Here is a 14,664-nt window from a genome sequence, read left to right as displayed (position 1 = left end):
CGCCCGGGCCCTCGCCGGCTCGGGGCACGGCGCGCGGGGCCCGCGCGCCAGGTGGCCCACCCGGGCGCGCCGGGTGGGCCACCTGGGTCGGACCGCTAGGGCATGGCGTCCGCCGTGACGGCCGAACCCAGCGTCAGGTTCCCGCTGAGCGGCAGGTTGCGCGAGGAGTCGCCGACCAGCACCTGGTAGGTCCCGGCCGCGGCGATCCAGTGGCTGCTGCCGGTGTCCCAGGAGGCCAGGTCGTGCGCGTGGACGGTGAAGCTCACCGTGGTCTGCGCCCCGGGCGCCAGCGTGACCCGCTGGAAGCCCTTGAGCTGGTGCGGCGGCTCACCGGCGGCGGCCGGATCGGCCACGTACAGCTGCGGCACCTCGGTGCCGGTGCGGCTGCCGGTGTTGGTGACCGTGGCCGTCACCGTCGCCTGCCCGTTGGTCACCGGCCCGATCTGCAGGTTGCCGAACGAGAAGCTGGTGTAGGACAGGCCGAAGCCGAACGGGAACAGCGGCGTGACGTTGTTGGCGTCGTACCAGCGGTACCCGATGTCCAGCCCCTCGGAGTACTGCACGGTGCCGTTGACGCCCGGCCACTGCGCGGGGGTGTTCGCCGGCACCTGCGACAGCGAGGCCGGGAAGGTGATCGGCAGGTGCCCCGACGGGTTCACGTCGCCGAACAACAGCGCCGCGACGGCCTGGCCGAACTCCTGGCCCTGGTAGAAGCCCTCGAAGACGCCCGCGACCTGGTTGAGCCACGGCATCATGATCGCCGAGTTGTCGCTCAGCACCACGATCGTGTTCGGGTTGGCGGCGGCCACCGCCGAGATCAGCGCGTCCTGGTTGTTCGGCAGGTTGAGCGTGGTGTTGTCGGACTCCTCGTGGCCGTAGTTGTCGGAGGCGAAGACGATCGCCACCTTGGAGGACTGCGCGAGCGCGACCGCGGAGGCCTGGTTCGAGGCGTCGTCGTACTTGACCGTCACGTTCGTGCCGGCGGTGCGCTGCTGGAGGCTGTACAGCGGGCTGTAGGTGCCGGAGCTGGTGGCACCGCCGCTGCCGCCACCACCGGTGATCGCGCCGGCGCCGGCCTGGGTGCCGATCACCGCGACGGACTCGCTACCGTTCGGGTCGAGCGGCAGGACGCCGTTGTTCTTCAGCAGGACAGTGCCCTCCTCGGCACCCTGCAGCGCCACCGCGCGGTGCGCCGGGGTGGCGACGATCGCGGTGGTGGAGCCGCTCGGCGCCTTGTCGAACATGCCGAACCGGAACATCTGGGTCAGCACCCGGGACACCATCGTGTCGAAGGTCGCCTGGGTGACCTGGCCCGACGCGACGGCCTGCTCCAGCGCCGAGGCGAAGAAGCCGCCGAACGGCATCTCGACCGTCTCGCCGGCGTTGGCCGAGGGCACGGTGGAGTGGATGCCGCCCCAGTCCGAGGTGATGAAGCCCTGGAACCCGGCCTGCTGGTACATCGGGGTGTTCTCGACCTGCGGGTTCTGGCAGGAGTAGTTGCCGTTCACCATGCTGTACCCGCACATGAGGGCCGCCGCGCCGCCCTTCTCGATGGCGGTCTGGAAGGCGGGCAGGTAGATCTCCTGCAGGGTGCGCGTGTCGATGACCTCGTTGCCGGGCGCGGACGGCTGCTCGATGTTGTACGCGGCCGCGTGCTTGACCTCGGCCATCACGCCCTGGCTCTGCATGCCCTGGACGTCGGCGCTGACGATCTGGCCGGTCAGGTAGGGGTCCTCGCCGAAGGTCTCGTAGGAGCGGCCCCAGCGGGGGTCGCGCACCATGTTGATCGTCGGGCCGAGCGAGACGTTCACGCCCTTGCCGGCGAACTCCTGGCCGAGCGCGACGCCGAAGTCGTGCTCGTAGGCGGTGTCGAAGGTGGCCGCGGACACCTCGCCGTCGGGGAACTGGGTGACGCCGCCGAGGCCGTCGCCGACGCCGGTGGGTCCGTCCTCCAGGTTGACGTCCGGGATGCACAGCGCGGGCTGGCCGGCGATCTGCCCGATGTAGGTGTTCGAGCCGTCGCCGTAGAGCATCTTGTCCTTCTGGTCCTGCGTCATCGCGCCCATGAGCTGGGCGACGCGGGTCGAGACGGCGACGTTGGGCTCGTTGATCCAGGGGCAGTTGCCCGGCGCCGGCTGCGGCGGGGGCGGCGGGATGGTCACCGTCTGGTTGCCGACGGTGTAGACCGAGAACTCCCACAGCGAGTACCCGTAGCCCGTCCCGCGGGCCGTGCCGTACATGCGCACGTACCGGCCCGTGCCCGAGACGTTCAGGGTCTGGGTGCCGCCGGTCCCCGTGGTGGTGGAGTAGATCGTGGTCCAGTTGGTGTTGTCGGTCGAGGTCTGGATCTGGAACCCGGAGGCGTAGGCGTTCTCCCACTGGAGCACCACCTGGCAGATCGGCAGGCTCCCGCCGAGGTCGGTCTCGATCCACTGCGGGTCGGCGGTGGCGCTCGACCAACGGGTCAGGGTGCTGCCGTCGGTGGCGTAGAAGGGGTCGTACGCCGGGTTGTTGTCCTGGATCGAGGAGGCGGTGGCCGGGTGCCCGAGGGCCGCGTTGGTGGTGCCGCAGCTGCCGCCCCCGCCGGTGGGCGACGGGCTGGGCGTCGGCGTGCCGCCGCCGCTGCCGCCGGCGAAGACCTGGAACTCCCACAGCGAGTAGCCGTAGCCCGTGGCGCGCGCGGTGCCGTACACCCGGATGTAGCGGCCGGTGCCCGAGACGTTCAGGGTCTGGGTGCCGCCGGTCCCGGTGGTGGTGGAGTAGATCGTGGTCCAGTTGGTGTTGTCGGTCGAGGTCTGGATCTGGAACGCGGTGGCGTAGGCGTTCTCCCAGCTGAGCCCGACCTGACAGACCGTCAGCGTCGAGCCCAGGTCGACGTCCAGCCACTGCGGGTCGCTGTACGCGCTGGACCAGCGGGTGCCGGTGTTGCCGTCGACGGCGGCCGCCGCCGGGGTCCCGGCGTTCTCGGTCGACGAGGCGGTCGCCGGCTGGTTGAGCGCCGCGTTCTGCGTGCCGCAGGTCGCGCCGCCGCCACCGGTCCCCTGGGTGCCGTAGACCTGGAACTCCCAGAGCGAGTAGCCGTAGCCGGTGTTGCGGGCGGTGCCGTACATGCGCACGTAGCGGCCGGTGCCGGTGACGTTCAGGGTCTCCGTGCCGCCGGGACCGGTGGTGGTGGTGTAGATCGGCGTCCAGGTCGCCCCGTCCGCCGAGACCTGGATCTGGTAGGCCTTGGCGGAGGCGGTCTCCCACTGGAGCACGACCTGGTTGATCGTCGCGGTGGCGCCCAGGTCGACCTGGAGCCACTGCGGATCGGCCGCGGCGCTGGACCAGCGGGTGCCGGTGTTGCCGTCCACCGCCGCGCTAGCGGGGGTGCCCGCGTTCTCGGTGGAGGAGGCGGTGGCCGGCTTGCCCTGCGACAGCAGGGTCGGCGCGGCGTGGGCCAGGGTCGGGACCGTGAAGACCGCCGCGACCAGCGCGAGGGCGGCGAGCACGGTGGTCCACAGGGTCCGGGCCGGTTGGGGTCTGCGGATCGTTCGGTGCGGGGACGGATGCACGTCGGGTTCCTCAACTCGATGGGGGGTGGGGGTGGTGCGAGCGAGGGTGGGGCGGTGCGTGAGGGTGAGGGGTGGTTCCGGGACTCGGCGGGGCGGCGGGGGCTCAGTAGCCGACCGCGACCTCGAGCCACTGCGGGTTGGCGTGCGAGATGTACGAGGACTGGCCCGCGTAGTCGTCGTAGGGGAAGCCGTAGGCCAGGTTGTTGATCGCGTGGTCGTGCCAGAACTTGGCGTAGTAGTTGGCCGGGGCCGCCTGGTAGTACTGGCTCGGGTCGGACCACTGCGACTGCGGCAGGGTGGCGACGTGGCGGTTGAGCGCGGCGCACTCGCCGGCGTTGGCCGCCAGCACGCCCGCGCAGCCGAACACGTCCGAGGTCGGGGCGTTGACGCCGACCGAACCGGCGTACGAGGTGAAGTAGTTCGCGTTCACGCCGCCGGTCTGGAAGCTCGGGTCGCTGCCCGGGGCGATGATCCGGTAGGGCGCCTGGGTCTGCGCCAGCACCTTGAACTCCTGCGGCACGGCGTTCACGAAGTCCTGGAAGAACTGGGTGCGGTCCTCGTTGAACACCGCCTGGGTCTCGCCCACCTGCACGTCGTAGCCGTCGGTGGAGTGCAGCCGCATCGCGATCGGCAGGCCGAAGGCGTCGACCCGGGTGGTGTTGCCGTTGAACACGCCCGCGCCGACGGTGAATTCGATGAAGTCGAAGTACTTGCTGTTCGGCGAGCCGAGGTAGAAGTACATCCGGCCGGACGAGTTGGCGGGCATGTCCAGGTAGGGCTGCTCGGCGATCGAGTGGGTCTGGCCGTTGAAGCTCCAGTAGACCTGGCTGTCCGGGTAGGCGCCGTTGGTCCGGTTCAGCACCTTCACCATGACCACGTTCTGGGCGGGCGGGATGGTGCTGGTGTCGCCCCAGAACGCGTCACCGGTCGGCGACGGGCTCGGGGTCGGGGTCGGGGTGGGCGTGCCGGCCGAGGTGGTGAAGACCTGGAACTCCCAGAGCGAGTAGCCGTAGGCGGTGCCGCGCGCGGTGCCGTACAGCCGCACGTACCGGCCGGTGCCGTTCAGCGCCAGGTTCTCGGTGCCGCCGGCGCCGGTGCTGGTGGAGTAGATCGTGGTCCAGTTGACCGCGTCGGTGGAGACCTGGATCTGGTAGGCCTTGCCGTAGGCGGTCTCCCACTGCAACTGCGCGCCGCAGACGGTCTGCTGGCTGCCGAGGTCGACCTGCAGCCACTGCGGGTCGGCGAACTGGCTGGACCAGCGGGTGCCGGTGTTGCCGTCCACCGCCGCGCTCGCGGGGGTGCCCGCGTTCTCGGTGGACGAGGCGGTGGCGGGGCGGTTGAGCGCGGCGTCGGTGGTCGAGCAGGTCGCGGCCGGGGTGCCGTAGACCTGGAACTCCCAGAGCGAGTAGCCGTACTGGGTGGCGCGCGCGGTGCCGTACATCCGCACGTACCGGCCGGTGCCGGCGACGTTGAGGTTCTGCACGCCGCCCGCGCCGGTGGTGGTGGAGTAGACGCTGGTCCAGTTGACCGCGTCGGTGGAGACCTGGATCTGGAACGCGGTGGCGTACGCAGCCTCCCAGTTGAGGGTGACCTGGCTGATCGCCGCGGTGGACCCGAGGTCGACCTGCAGCCACTGCGGGTCGCCGAACTGGCTGGACCAGCGGGTGCCGGTGTTGCCGTCCACCGCCGCGCTCGCGGGGGTGCCCGCGTTCTCGGTGGACGAGGCGGTGGCCGGCTTGCCCTGCGACAGCAGGGTGGCCGCGGCCTGCGCGGGGGCCGGGGCGAGCGTCACCAGCAGGCCGACGACCAGCGCGGCGACGGCGAGCAGGGCGAGCAACGGAGCCGGCGCGGGCCGGCTGAGGGCATGACGGGGTGTCCCTGACATGGGGCGGCTCCTGAGGCGTGCAGTCTTGCGACGGGTGGGGGGTTGCACGGTGGAACGCGGGTGAAGCTCTGAATCCGAGTGAGAGAGCGCTCTCTCAGCAGGATTTGTTGTAGGGGAAGACCGATGACCCGTCAAGACTTGAAGCGAACCTGTCGTCGCTTTACGCGCGTTGCTGCGTTCAGTCAACCGGCTCGGGCTGCCGGGCCGGCACGGCCGCCCAGGCGAGCGAGTACCAGGACAGCACCGCCAGGACCAGGGCACTCGGCAACTCGGCGAAGTACGCCAGCACCTGTGCCGACAGGTACGCCGAGCCGCGGTGCGCCGACCACAGGTCGAAGAACGCGTCCAGGCCGAGCAGCACCGCGGTGGCCGAGGCGATCGGGCTGGTGGCCCGGTGGCGGCGCCGGACCAATGAGGCGAGCAGCAGCAGCGCCGTCACCTCCATCACGTCCAGCCAGACCCAGGAGTTCGAGAGGTTGCGCGCCCCGAAGTGGCCCCTGACCGTCAACCCCAGTACCACGATCCACGGCAGCAGCAGCACCGCCGCCGTGCGCAGCAGCACCGGAAGCCAGCGGCGGATCGTCCGCTCACGATCGTCGAGCCGAGTACGCAGATCAGACACCCCGCGATGCTACCGGCTGCGCCTCGGTTACCCCCTCGCGGCCGCGAGCTGATAGGAAGTCAGCGCAAGTGCCCTACCCAACCGGGGGAGTCAACGGTGGATCAGACCCGTGTGGACGAGACGACCGTCCTGATCGTCGGCGCCGGACCGGCAGGACTGGTGCTCGGCAACCTGCTACTGGCGGCCGGCATCGACTGCGTGGTGGTCGAACAGCGCGACCGCGCGTACGTGGAGCAGCGGGCCCGGGCCGGCTTCCTGGCCGCCAACACGGTGCGCGTCCTGGTCGAGAACGGCCTGGCCGACGGCCTGGTGAAGAACAGCCAGCAGCACGACACCTGCGCCTTCCGCACCGAGGAGGGCGAGTTCCAGTTGGCCTACGGGGAGCTGGGCGCGGGCGAGGTGCACACCGTCTACCCGCAGCAGGCGCTGGTCACCGACCTGGTGGCCGAGTTCCTGGCCCGCGGCGGCGACCTGCGCTTCGAGACCGCCGCCGTCGGGGTGGACGGGCTGGACGGCGACCGGGTCGAGCTGCTGACCCGCACCGCGGACGGCGCCACCCGCCTGCTGCGCGGGCAGTTCCTGGCCGGCTGCGACGGCCGGCACGGCTTCGCCCGCACCGCCTTCCCCGCCGACGCGGCCCGCCGCCACCGCCGCGAGCACGGCGTCAGCTGGCTCGCCCTGCTGGCCGGCGCGCCGCAGAGCATGGCCGCGATCACCTACGCGGTGCACGAGGACGGCTTCGCCGGCCACATGGCCCGCTCGGCCGACGTCACCCGCTACTACCTGCAGGTCCCGGCCGGCACCGACCCCGCCGACTGGTCCGACCGGCGGGTCTGGGACGAACTGGCCCACCGGATGCGGGCCGACCGCCACGGCGGCCTGCACCAGGGGCCGATCCTGGAGCGCCGGGTGATCACCATGGCCTCCGACGTGCAGGACCCCATGCAGTACGGACGGCTCTTCCTGGTCGGCGACGCCGCCAGCCTGATCAGCCCGTCCGCCGCCAAGGGTGCGAACCTGGCGGTGATGGCGGCCGAGACCCTGGCGCACGCCCTCGTGGCGCAGCTGCACCGCGCGGACGACACGGCGCTGCAGCGCTACTCCACCGACTGCCTGCCCCGGATCTGGCGGGCGCAGGAGTTCTCGCACTGGATGATCGGCCTGCTGCACGGTCCCGCCGGCGAGGCCGGCGACGCCCCGTTCCTGCGCTCGCTGCAGCGGGCCCGGCTGGCCAACCTGCGGGATTCCCGCCGCCACCAGGACCAGTTCGCACAGGAGTACGTGGGGATCTGACCATCCGTCATGTCTGTATGCTTCAAAAGTCGGTGCCACTCAGGGTGCCGACACGAACACGTACGGCAAGCAAGGCGGACATGATCAACGAAGCGGGCATCGGGGTGGCAGCGGCGGAGTTCGAGCGGATCGACCGGGCGGTCGGATTCATCCGCTCGCACGGCACCGAGGAGATACTGGCCACCCTGCTGCCCGAACTCCCCCCGCACGCGCGGGCGGCGTTCGCCACGCACTGCCGGTTCAGCCACGCCGCCGTACTGGTGTTCCCGCCCTCGCTGGCCGCGCTGCACGCCGGCCTGCGGGACCGGGGACTCGACGTCGGCGAGTTCACGCCCAGCGTGGTGGTGCGGGCCCGGTTGGCCGCGCGCTACCGGCGGCCCGCGGCCGAGTTGGAGGTCGGCATCCTGCGGGCCCCCGTACGGGCGGGCGACCGGGACGACTGCGAGGTGGAGATCTTCGCCCTCGCCGTGCCGCCCGGCTCGGAGCTGGTCGCGATCGCCGAGGCCGAGCGGGTCGCCGAGCACGAGGCGCACCTGGCGTTCGAGGTCCGCGACCCCGATCCGGTGGTGCTCGGCGGGTTGCGCGCCCTGCTGCTCGACCCGGCGACCGGACTGGTCGCCGACGGCGGCGGCTACACCGCGCACGAGGACGCCACCGTGCTCTACTTCCAGGCGGAGTCGGCCAGTACGGCCGGGCGCCGGCTGGAGCTCTACGTCCGGGGCCGGCACGACCAGGCCCTGCGCGACCAGCTCGCGGACACCCGGCTGTCGCTCGCGGCCCCGGCGGGCGACGAGGATCCTGCGGAAACGCTCCTGCGCCTGATGACCGGCGCCTGGGCCACCCAGGCGATCGGGGTGGCGGCCGAACTGCGGCTCGCCGACCATCTCGCCGACGGCCCCGCCGAGCTGCCCGCGCTCGCCGCGGCCACCGGTACCGACCCGGCGAGCCTGGCCCGGCTGCTGCGGTACCTGGGCACCCTGGGCCTGCTGACCGAGTCCGGGAGCGGCTACGGGCTCACCCCGGTCGGCGCACTGCTGGGCGAGCAGGCGGAGCACTCGATGCGGCCGCTGGCGCTGCTGTACCGGGGGCCGTTCTACGACTCGTTCGGCGCGTTGGGCCACGCGGTGCGCACCGGCCGCCCCGGCTTCGACCACCTGTTCGGCGCCCACCACTTCGAGCACTTCGCCCGTGATCCGGAGCTGGCCGAGCTGTTCGACCGGGCCATGGCGGCGAGTTCGGCGATGTTCGCGCCGATCCCCGCGCTGCTCGGGCTGACCGGGCCGGCCACCGTGGTCGACGTCGCGGGCGGCAACGGCGAGTTGCTCAGCCGGATCCTGAGCGCCGCGCCCGGCGCGCGCGGTGTGCTGCTGGAACGGCCGCACGCGGTCGAGGCGGCCCGCAAGACCATGGCGAACGCCGGCTGCCTGGACCGCTGCGAACTGCTGACCGGCGACTTCACCCGGGCCGTCCCGGAAGGCGGCGACCACTACCTGCTCTCCCGGGTGCTGCACGACTGGGACGACGAGCAGTGCCGCGCCATCCTCGGCCGACTCGCCGAGGCGATGCCCGCGCACGCCGAACTCCTGATCGTGGAGCGCCTGCTGCCGCAGCAGCCCGACGCCGCGTCGCTGGCGGTCCCGTGGGACGTCCACATGCTCTGCAACGTGGGCGGACGCGAGCGGACCGCGGGCCACTACGCCGAACTGCTGGCCCAGGCCGGGTTCGTGCTGACCGACCGGCACCGGCTGCCGCTGGACGCGGTCCTGCTGCGGGCCCGGCCGGCCCGCCCTGCTCGCTCGGCCCGCACGGCTCGCTGAAAACCGGTCGCGCCGCGTGGAGTTGCTCTACTAGCGTGCCCCGGTGACCTCGAATCCCGCTGACCTCGCCCTCGGCATGCCCGAGGCCGAGCTCCTGGTCCGGGCGGTCCACCCGACCGCCCGGGTCACCGGCCTGGACCTGCGCACCGGGGGCCGACTGAGCACGGTGTACGAAGTGCGCTGCGCCGACCCCGCGCACTCGGTGATCGTCAAGAGCTACCAGGAGCAGTGGCGCTGGAAGCAGCGCAAGGAGGTCCACGTCTACCGCCTGCTCGCCGCGGTGCCGGGCTGGCCGGCTCCCGCGGTGCTGCACGCCACGCCCGCCGGGCCGGGCGGGCGCGCGGCCACCGTGCTCAGCCTGCTGCCCGGGCGCGAGCTCTCCGCGGCGGGCGGGCCGGACGGGGCCGGCATCGCGTCGATCTACCGTCAGCTGGGTTCCAGCCTGGCCGCGTTGCACCGGACGGTGCTGCCCGCCTTCGGCTACCTGACCACCGAGATCCTGGACCCGGCGCCGGACAACGCGAGCTACATGGCACGGCAGTTCGACAGGAAGCTGGCCGAGTTCGCCGAACTGGGCGGCGCGCCCGAGCTGCACCGGGCGATCCGTGCGCGGATCGCCGGCCAGGAGACGCTGTTCGCCACCTGCCGCGCCCCCGTGCTCTGCCACAACGACCTGCACGAGGGCAACATGCTGGTCGCCCCGGTGGCGGAGGGCCCGGGGGTGGGAGTGGGAGCGGGAGCGGGAGCGGGTGAGGTGCAGGGAGCGGGGCGGAGCTGGCGGCTGACCGGCCTGGTCGACGTGGAGAACGCCATCGCCGCCGACCCGTTGATGGACCTCGCCAAGCTGGAGCAGTACGCCGTCCGGGGCGACGCCGCCAAGCGTGCCGCGCTGCTGTCCGGCTACGGACCGCTCCCCGCCGACGCCGAGGCCCGACTGGCCCTGTACCAGCTCTACTTCTCGCTCGAACTGTGGGCCTGGTTCGCCTCCGTCGGCGAGCTCGACCCGCTGCCCGGCCTCGCCGACGACCTGGCGCGCCTCGCCGACCCGGGCGCGGGGCACTGACCCCGGCCCGGTTCGCCGACCCGGGCTCGGGGCACTGACCTGGCTCGGTTCGCCGAACCGGCCGCGCCGTCGGTGCCGGGCTCGGGTCGGTTCCCCGGCTCGGGTCACCGACGGCGGGGCATGCCGCCGTGCGGGCTGTTCACCACCATCCAGAGCGGGCCCGGCGCCAGGAACGGGTGGTCCGGGTAGTGGTCCACGTGCCAGTGGCCGCCGTCGTCCATCTCGGCGACGCCCACCAGGTTGTCGGCGAACAGCTCGCGCGCCTCCTGGTCACCGGTGATCAGCAGCAGTTGTCGCGGTTCGTCGACCGCGAGGGACACCCCCGGGCCGGGCGCCGGACGCACCTCGATACCGGCCAGCCCTGCGCCGGTGAGCCCGACCCACCCGGTACCGGTCGTCAACACAGCTGCCAGTTGCAGGAGTTCCTCGCGCGTCCCGGACAGGTCGAGCTCGCCGTGGCTGGCGGCGAAGGTCAAAATCACTGGGCTGCTCCTCGGTCGTCTTGCCACTATGCCAGTCATGGGAATGCTTGATGCGACAGCTGCTCGGGTGGCCGCCGGGGCCACGGTCGAGTTCCGGCCCACCGGGAACTCGATGGTCCCGCTGATCCGCAGCCGGGACTCGGTCCGGGTCGGCCCGGCGGAGCCGGCCGCGCTGGAGGTCGGTGACATCGTGCTGGCCCGGGTGGCCGGCACGGTGTACCTGCACCTGGTCTCCGCCGTCGACCCGTCGCGCCGCCGGGTGCAGATCAGCAACAACCGCGGCCGGGTCAACGGCTGGACCGGCTACGACCGGGTCTACGGCCTCTGCACCGCGGTCGAGGGCCGGCCCCGCCCCGGGACGGCGGGCAAACTCAAGGCCGCGCCCGGGAGTTCGTGATCAGGGCGGTCAGCGCGGTCAGGCCCCGACCCGGGCGACCGTGACCAGCTCGGTGCTCTCCCCCGTCACCGGGCCCCGCGCCCAATCCCCGTACCGGGCCTCGACCGTGAAGCCGGCCTCGGCGAGCAGCGCGTCCAGCTCCGGCTCGGCCAGGAACCGCAGGCCGGTCCGGTCCACCCGCAGGACCTCGCCGGCGGCGGACGCGAGCGTGCCGGTGAAGGTGACCACCCCGTCCAGCACCGACTCGACCTCGTACCAGCTGCGCAGTTCCCGCCCCGCGGCATCGATGACCTCCGCCACCGCCGCCGGGTGCCACCCCTCCCAGGCCCGCGCCTGCGGGTGCCTGGTCTCGAACGCGAACCGCCCACCGGGCCGCAACGCCGCCCGGACGGCGCGCAGCGAGGCGCGCAGCTCCTCGTCGGTGACCAGGAACTGGAACGCGTGCCCGGTCATCACGGCCAGCTCGAACTCCCCGCGCAGCCCAAGCTCGTCGGCCCGCGCGGCCACCCACTCCACGTCCGCCCGGCGAGCGGCCCGCCGCAGCGGGGCCGGATCCGGGTCCACCCCCACCAACCGCCCCCGGTGCCCCCGCTCGCGCGCCAGGTGCAGCATCGCCCCGGTCCCGCACCCGACATCGAGCACGGACCCGGCCGCCATCACCAACTCGTGGTAGAACGCGTCACCGGCCCACTGGTCGGGGTCCCAGGGGTTCAACCGGTCGTAGAGCGCGGCACAGTCGTCGTCGGAGTACACCCGGCCAGTATCGGTTCGGCCACCCGGCCCTCCAACCGCTTTTCCCGGCAAGGCCCCTGCCGGGCTGTCCGGTCGTCCGGGGAGGGGTACAGCTGCGGGCGGGCATAGACGAACGTCATGGACCTGGCGGTCGCGAGCCGGGGAGGACCACAATCAACATGTGTGGGAAGCCCTTGATCCAGGAAGCGGTCTGTCTCCACCAGGAGGTTCCCCCCGCCCGCCGGTTGCCGTGCCTTCCATGAACTGTCGATCCAGGTGGGCGGCCGCTCACTCGACGGCACTCCCGGACGAGAGGCGACACGGTACCGTGGTGGGACCCAGCGCCGTCGACGAGTCCGACTTTGCAGGACGGGCCTGACAGCGCCTTCGCGAAACGGGACTCCGGGGGGACCGTGACCGAGTCGTTGGAAAGTGCGTGGACCGCCATCGTCGACGTCGCGAAGCACCTGGACGACCAAACGCGACGACCCTATGAGGTCGGTCTGACCGCCTTGGTCCACCTTGCGCGACCGGGATGGTTCGGCCAGTACTACCCGTTCACCGCCATGGGGAACCTGTGCTTCAGCGACGGGCCCCAGTGGTGGATGGGAACGGGCACAGTCCTTTCCATCCTCCTCGTGGTTCGCGACGAAGGCGGCTATGACGTGTGGCCGTACAACCCGTACCCGTCCATCCCGGCCAACGCCGAGCCGCAACTGTGTACCGACAGTGCCGCGGCGGCGCTCGTAGAAGCGCAACGGATTCTGCAAAAGCCCGATCCGCAACGGGAGCACGACCCTCGCTGGCCCCAGCGCCCGCTCGCCCGCTGAGGCGCTCCGGCGCAACAGCACCGCTACCCGCTCACCGCCGCCACCTTCCCCGCGTCGAACTCCACGTACTCGATCCGGGCCCCGCCCGGGTGGTCGACCGTCAGGTTGCGGCCGGTCGGGACGTCGTTGGGGCCGTCCGTGATCGTGCCGCCCTCGCGGGCCACCAGGGCGAGGACCTCGTCGAGGCTGTCGACCACGGCGGTGGCGTGCGTCTCGCGGTAGGGGGCCAGGGCCTCGGGCGTGCCCGCGATCAGCAGGAGGCCGCCGATACCGGCCAGCTCCAGGTCCCGGTAGGGGAAGCGCAGGCCGGGCTGCTCGCCGGTCAGGGCGGTGAAGGTCGGCAGCGCGGTGTCCAGGTCGTCGACGTAGACCCGGGCCAGCGTGCGGAGTACGGCCATGATCCCGATCCTCATTTCGATAATCCCGAATTGATGAAGGGATCCTATACTCGCCACCTGACCCGTCATCAACCCCCACCACCGGAGCGGTCACGTGCGCGCACTGCAACAGCCCCACACCGCCGACCTGGACCTCGCCACGGTGCTGCACGCACTCGGCGACCCGGTGCGACTGGAGCTGGTGCGGCTGATGGCCGAGCACGGCGAGGTGTCCTGCGCCCCGGACGGCCTGGACGTGCCCCGGTCGACGTTGTCCAACCACTGGCGCGCCCTGCGCGAGGCCGGCCTGACGGTCACCCGCATGGAGGGCAAGGCCCGCTTCATCGCCCTGCGCCGGGACGACCTGGACCGGCGGTTCCCCGGCCTGCTCGCGGCCGTCCTGCCGGACCCGCCCCTGGCGGGCTGAGCGCCGCCGGCCGTCGGCCAGGGCTCCACCTGGCCCTGACGAGGTGCGCCGCCCGCCGCGAGGAGGGACCTTGAAACCACGCAGCCCGCGTCGTCACCCGTCCCGGCCCCGGAGAGAACATGCGCCGCGCCCTCGCCCCCCTCGCACTCGCCGTGCTGGCGACGACCTCGGCCTGCAGCAGCGGCACCCACGTCACCACCACGCCCGCGACCACCGCGGCGGCGAGCGCACCGGAGTCCGCGAGCAGTGCCGCGTCCGGGCCCACCCCGAGCACCCCGAGCACCCCCGCCGCGCCCTCGACCGCCTCGGTCGGACAGGCGATCAACCTGACCGGGACGAAGCCCGGCGAGAGCGTCGACGTCACCGTGGTGCAGATCGTCGACCCGGCTCCGCCCAAGGACGCCTCGGCCGGCCCCACGCCCAGTCCCTCGCCGACTCCGGGGATGCGCGACGTCGCGGTCCAGTTCCAGCTGAAGAACACCGGCACCGCCACCTACAGCGACAGCCCTGGCAACGGGGCGAAGGTGATCGACACCCAGGGCCAGGAGTTCTCGCAGAGCTTCGGGGAGACCGGCGCCGGTCCGGGCTTCACGGGGACGACCACCATCACCCCTGGTGACGTCGCCCTGGGGTTCGTCACCTTCCAGCTGCCCAGCAGCTCCAAGGTCGCCAAGGTCCAGTTCGCCCTGGACAGCGGATTCGCCACCGACGTCGGTCAGTGGAACGCCTCCTGAGGAAGCCTCCGGGCCGTCCGCCCCACTCCCGCCCGAAGGGACACCGTGCACTCGCCCGACGAGCCGCCGTGCACTCGCCCGAAGCTACGCCGTGCACTCCCCGGAGGCGGGGCTACTCCGCCCCGCTCCCCCACCGGGCGGCCGCGTACGCGTCCGCGCAGGCGGCGCAGCGCCGGGTCACGGTGATGCTCTCGTCGCCCGGCAGCCGGGTCGCCCACTCGCTCATCGGCCGGACCTCCGCATCCGGTTCGAGCGGCTCGCCGCAGAGCGCGACCGGCCGGCCCGCGGGACAGATGTGCCAGAGGTGGACGGGGCCGCGTTGCGCACCGCCCGCCGCGGCGGGAGCGACCCGGTGCTCGGCGCGGAGTTCGTACTGACTGCTGGTCATGCCCCCACGCTCCGGCCGGACCGCGGCGGCCGCAACCGCAACGCGGGCGCCTCGCGGCCGCCG

14 protein-coding genes are annotated in these 14,664 nt (G+C 72.4%); 7 read left to right on the top strand and 7 right to left on the bottom strand.

Features of this window, described 5'->3' with window-relative positions; all coding sequences use genetic code 11:
• Positions 1-95 precede the first annotated feature (95 nt).
• The 3 genes from ACFW1A_RS28240 to ACFW1A_RS28230 form a co-directional block, all read right to left on the bottom strand.
• The gene (locus ACFW1A_RS28240) at positions 96-3,554 is read right to left on the bottom strand and encodes a discoidin domain-containing protein (protein WP_380413445.1); all 3,459 of its coding nucleotides are present in this window, start codon (positions 3,552-3,554) and stop codon (positions 96-98) included.
• 103 nt (positions 3,555-3,657) lie between these two features.
• On the bottom strand, positions 3,658-5,439 hold the full coding sequence (locus ACFW1A_RS28235) for a discoidin domain-containing protein (protein WP_380413443.1): 1,782 nt from the start codon (positions 5,437-5,439) through the stop codon (positions 3,658-3,660).
• A 178-nt stretch (positions 5,440-5,617) separates the two neighbouring features.
• Complete coding sequence (locus ACFW1A_RS28230; RefSeq protein WP_380413441.1) at positions 5,618-6,061, bottom strand: hypothetical protein; 444 nt, start codon at positions 6,059-6,061, stop codon at positions 5,618-5,620.
• Positions 6,062-6,157: 96 nt separating this feature from the next.
• Here ACFW1A_RS28230 and ACFW1A_RS28225 point away from each other — a divergent pair, with 96 nt between their 5' ends.
• The 3 genes from ACFW1A_RS28225 to ACFW1A_RS28215 all read left to right on the top strand — a co-directional run bounded on the left by ACFW1A_RS28225 (position 6,158) and on the right by ACFW1A_RS28215 (position 10,234).
• Positions 6,158-7,354, top strand: a complete 1,197-nt coding sequence (locus ACFW1A_RS28225) for a 4-hydroxybenzoate 3-monooxygenase (protein WP_380413439.1) — start codon at positions 6,158-6,160, stop codon at positions 7,352-7,354.
• An 80-nt stretch (positions 7,355-7,434) separates the two neighbouring features.
• Complete coding sequence (locus ACFW1A_RS28220; protein WP_380413436.1) at positions 7,435-9,171, top strand: methyltransferase; 1,737 nt, start codon at positions 7,435-7,437, stop codon at positions 9,169-9,171.
• Positions 9,172-9,214: 43 nt separating this feature from the next.
• Entirely contained in the window at positions 9,215-10,234 is a 1,020-nt protein-coding gene (locus tag ACFW1A_RS28215) for a phosphotransferase family protein (RefSeq protein ID WP_380413432.1), read from the top strand.
• A 104-nt stretch (positions 10,235-10,338) separates the two neighbouring features.
• Here the strand turns inward: ACFW1A_RS28215 and ACFW1A_RS28210 are convergent, their stop codons facing one another.
• On the bottom strand, positions 10,339-10,716 hold the full coding sequence (locus ACFW1A_RS28210) for a hypothetical protein (RefSeq protein WP_380413428.1): 378 nt from the start codon (positions 10,714-10,716) through the stop codon (positions 10,339-10,341).
• 37 nt (positions 10,717-10,753) lie between these two features.
• Here ACFW1A_RS28210 and ACFW1A_RS28205 point away from each other — a divergent pair, with 37 nt between their 5' ends.
• Positions 10,754-11,113 (top strand): S26 family signal peptidase, encoded by a 360-nt coding sequence (locus ACFW1A_RS28205; RefSeq protein WP_380413425.1) that lies wholly within the window; start codon positions 10,754-10,756, stop codon positions 11,111-11,113.
• 18 nt (positions 11,114-11,131) lie between these two features.
• Here the strand turns inward: ACFW1A_RS28205 and ACFW1A_RS28200 are convergent, their stop codons facing one another.
• A complete protein-coding gene (locus tag ACFW1A_RS28200; protein ID WP_380413422.1) occupies positions 11,132-11,866 on the bottom strand; it encodes a class I SAM-dependent methyltransferase in 735 nt (244 codons plus the stop codon).
• 392 nt (positions 11,867-12,258) lie between these two features.
• Here ACFW1A_RS28200 and ACFW1A_RS28195 point away from each other — a divergent pair, with 392 nt between their 5' ends.
• Entirely contained in the window at positions 12,259-12,675 is a 417-nt protein-coding gene (locus ACFW1A_RS28195) for a hypothetical protein (RefSeq protein WP_380413420.1), read from the top strand.
• 23 nt (positions 12,676-12,698) lie between these two features.
• On the opposite strand, the gene ACFW1A_RS28190 is transcribed toward ACFW1A_RS28195, so the two are convergent.
• Positions 12,699-13,073 carry a VOC family protein gene (locus tag ACFW1A_RS28190; RefSeq protein ID WP_380413418.1) on the bottom strand — a complete coding sequence of 125 codons (375 nt, stop codon included), beginning with the start codon at positions 13,071-13,073 and terminating at the stop codon, positions 12,699-12,701.
• A gap of 94 nt (positions 13,074-13,167) precedes the next feature.
• Here ACFW1A_RS28190 and ACFW1A_RS28185 point away from each other — a divergent pair, with 94 nt between their 5' ends.
• Together ACFW1A_RS28185 and ACFW1A_RS28180 are read left to right on the top strand one after the other, a co-directional pair.
• Positions 13,168-13,479, top strand: a complete 312-nt coding sequence (locus ACFW1A_RS28185) for an ArsR/SmtB family transcription factor (RefSeq protein WP_380413416.1) — start codon at positions 13,168-13,170, stop codon at positions 13,477-13,479.
• A 119-nt stretch (positions 13,480-13,598) separates the two neighbouring features.
• On the top strand, positions 13,599-14,213 hold the full coding sequence (locus ACFW1A_RS28180) for a DUF4352 domain-containing protein (protein WP_380413414.1): 615 nt from the start codon (positions 13,599-13,601) through the stop codon (positions 14,211-14,213).
• A gap of 112 nt (positions 14,214-14,325) precedes the next feature.
• Here ACFW1A_RS28180 and ACFW1A_RS28175 read toward each other — a convergent pair whose 3' ends face one another.
• Positions 14,326-14,601 (bottom strand): hypothetical protein, encoded by a 276-nt coding sequence (locus tag ACFW1A_RS28175; protein ID WP_380413412.1) that lies wholly within the window; start codon positions 14,599-14,601, stop codon positions 14,326-14,328.
• Positions 14,602-14,664: the final 63 nt, after the last annotated feature.

Origin of the sequence: Kitasatospora sp. NPDC058965, assembly GCF_042741245.1 — a bacterium.
GTDB lineage: Bacteria > Actinomycetota > Actinomycetes > Streptomycetales > Streptomycetaceae > Kitasatospora.
Note: the sequence above shows the minus strand (reverse complement) of the source record. Positions and strands in the feature narration are given on the sequence as shown.

Bases quoted from the DNA above. Each gene is read 5' to 3' on its own strand.
- ACFW1A_RS28235 (WP_380413443.1), bottom strand. From the start codon at position 5,439: ATGTCAGGGACACCCCGTCATGCCCTCAGCCGGCCCGCGCCGGCTCCG.
- ACFW1A_RS28175 (WP_380413412.1), bottom strand. From the start codon at position 14,601: ATGACCAGCAGTCAGTACGAACTCCGCGCCGAGCACCGGGTCGCTCCC.
- ACFW1A_RS28180 (WP_380413414.1), top strand. From the start codon at position 13,599: ATGCGCCGCGCCCTCGCCCCCCTCGCACTCGCCGTGCTGGCGACGACC.
- ACFW1A_RS28190 (WP_380413418.1), bottom strand. From the start codon at position 13,073: ATGGCCGTACTCCGCACGCTGGCCCGGGTCTACGTCGACGACCTGGAC.
- ACFW1A_RS28220 (WP_380413436.1), top strand. From the start codon at position 7,435: ATGATCAACGAAGCGGGCATCGGGGTGGCAGCGGCGGAGTTCGAGCGG.
- ACFW1A_RS28205 (WP_380413425.1), top strand. From the start codon at position 10,754: ATGGGAATGCTTGATGCGACAGCTGCTCGGGTGGCCGCCGGGGCCACG.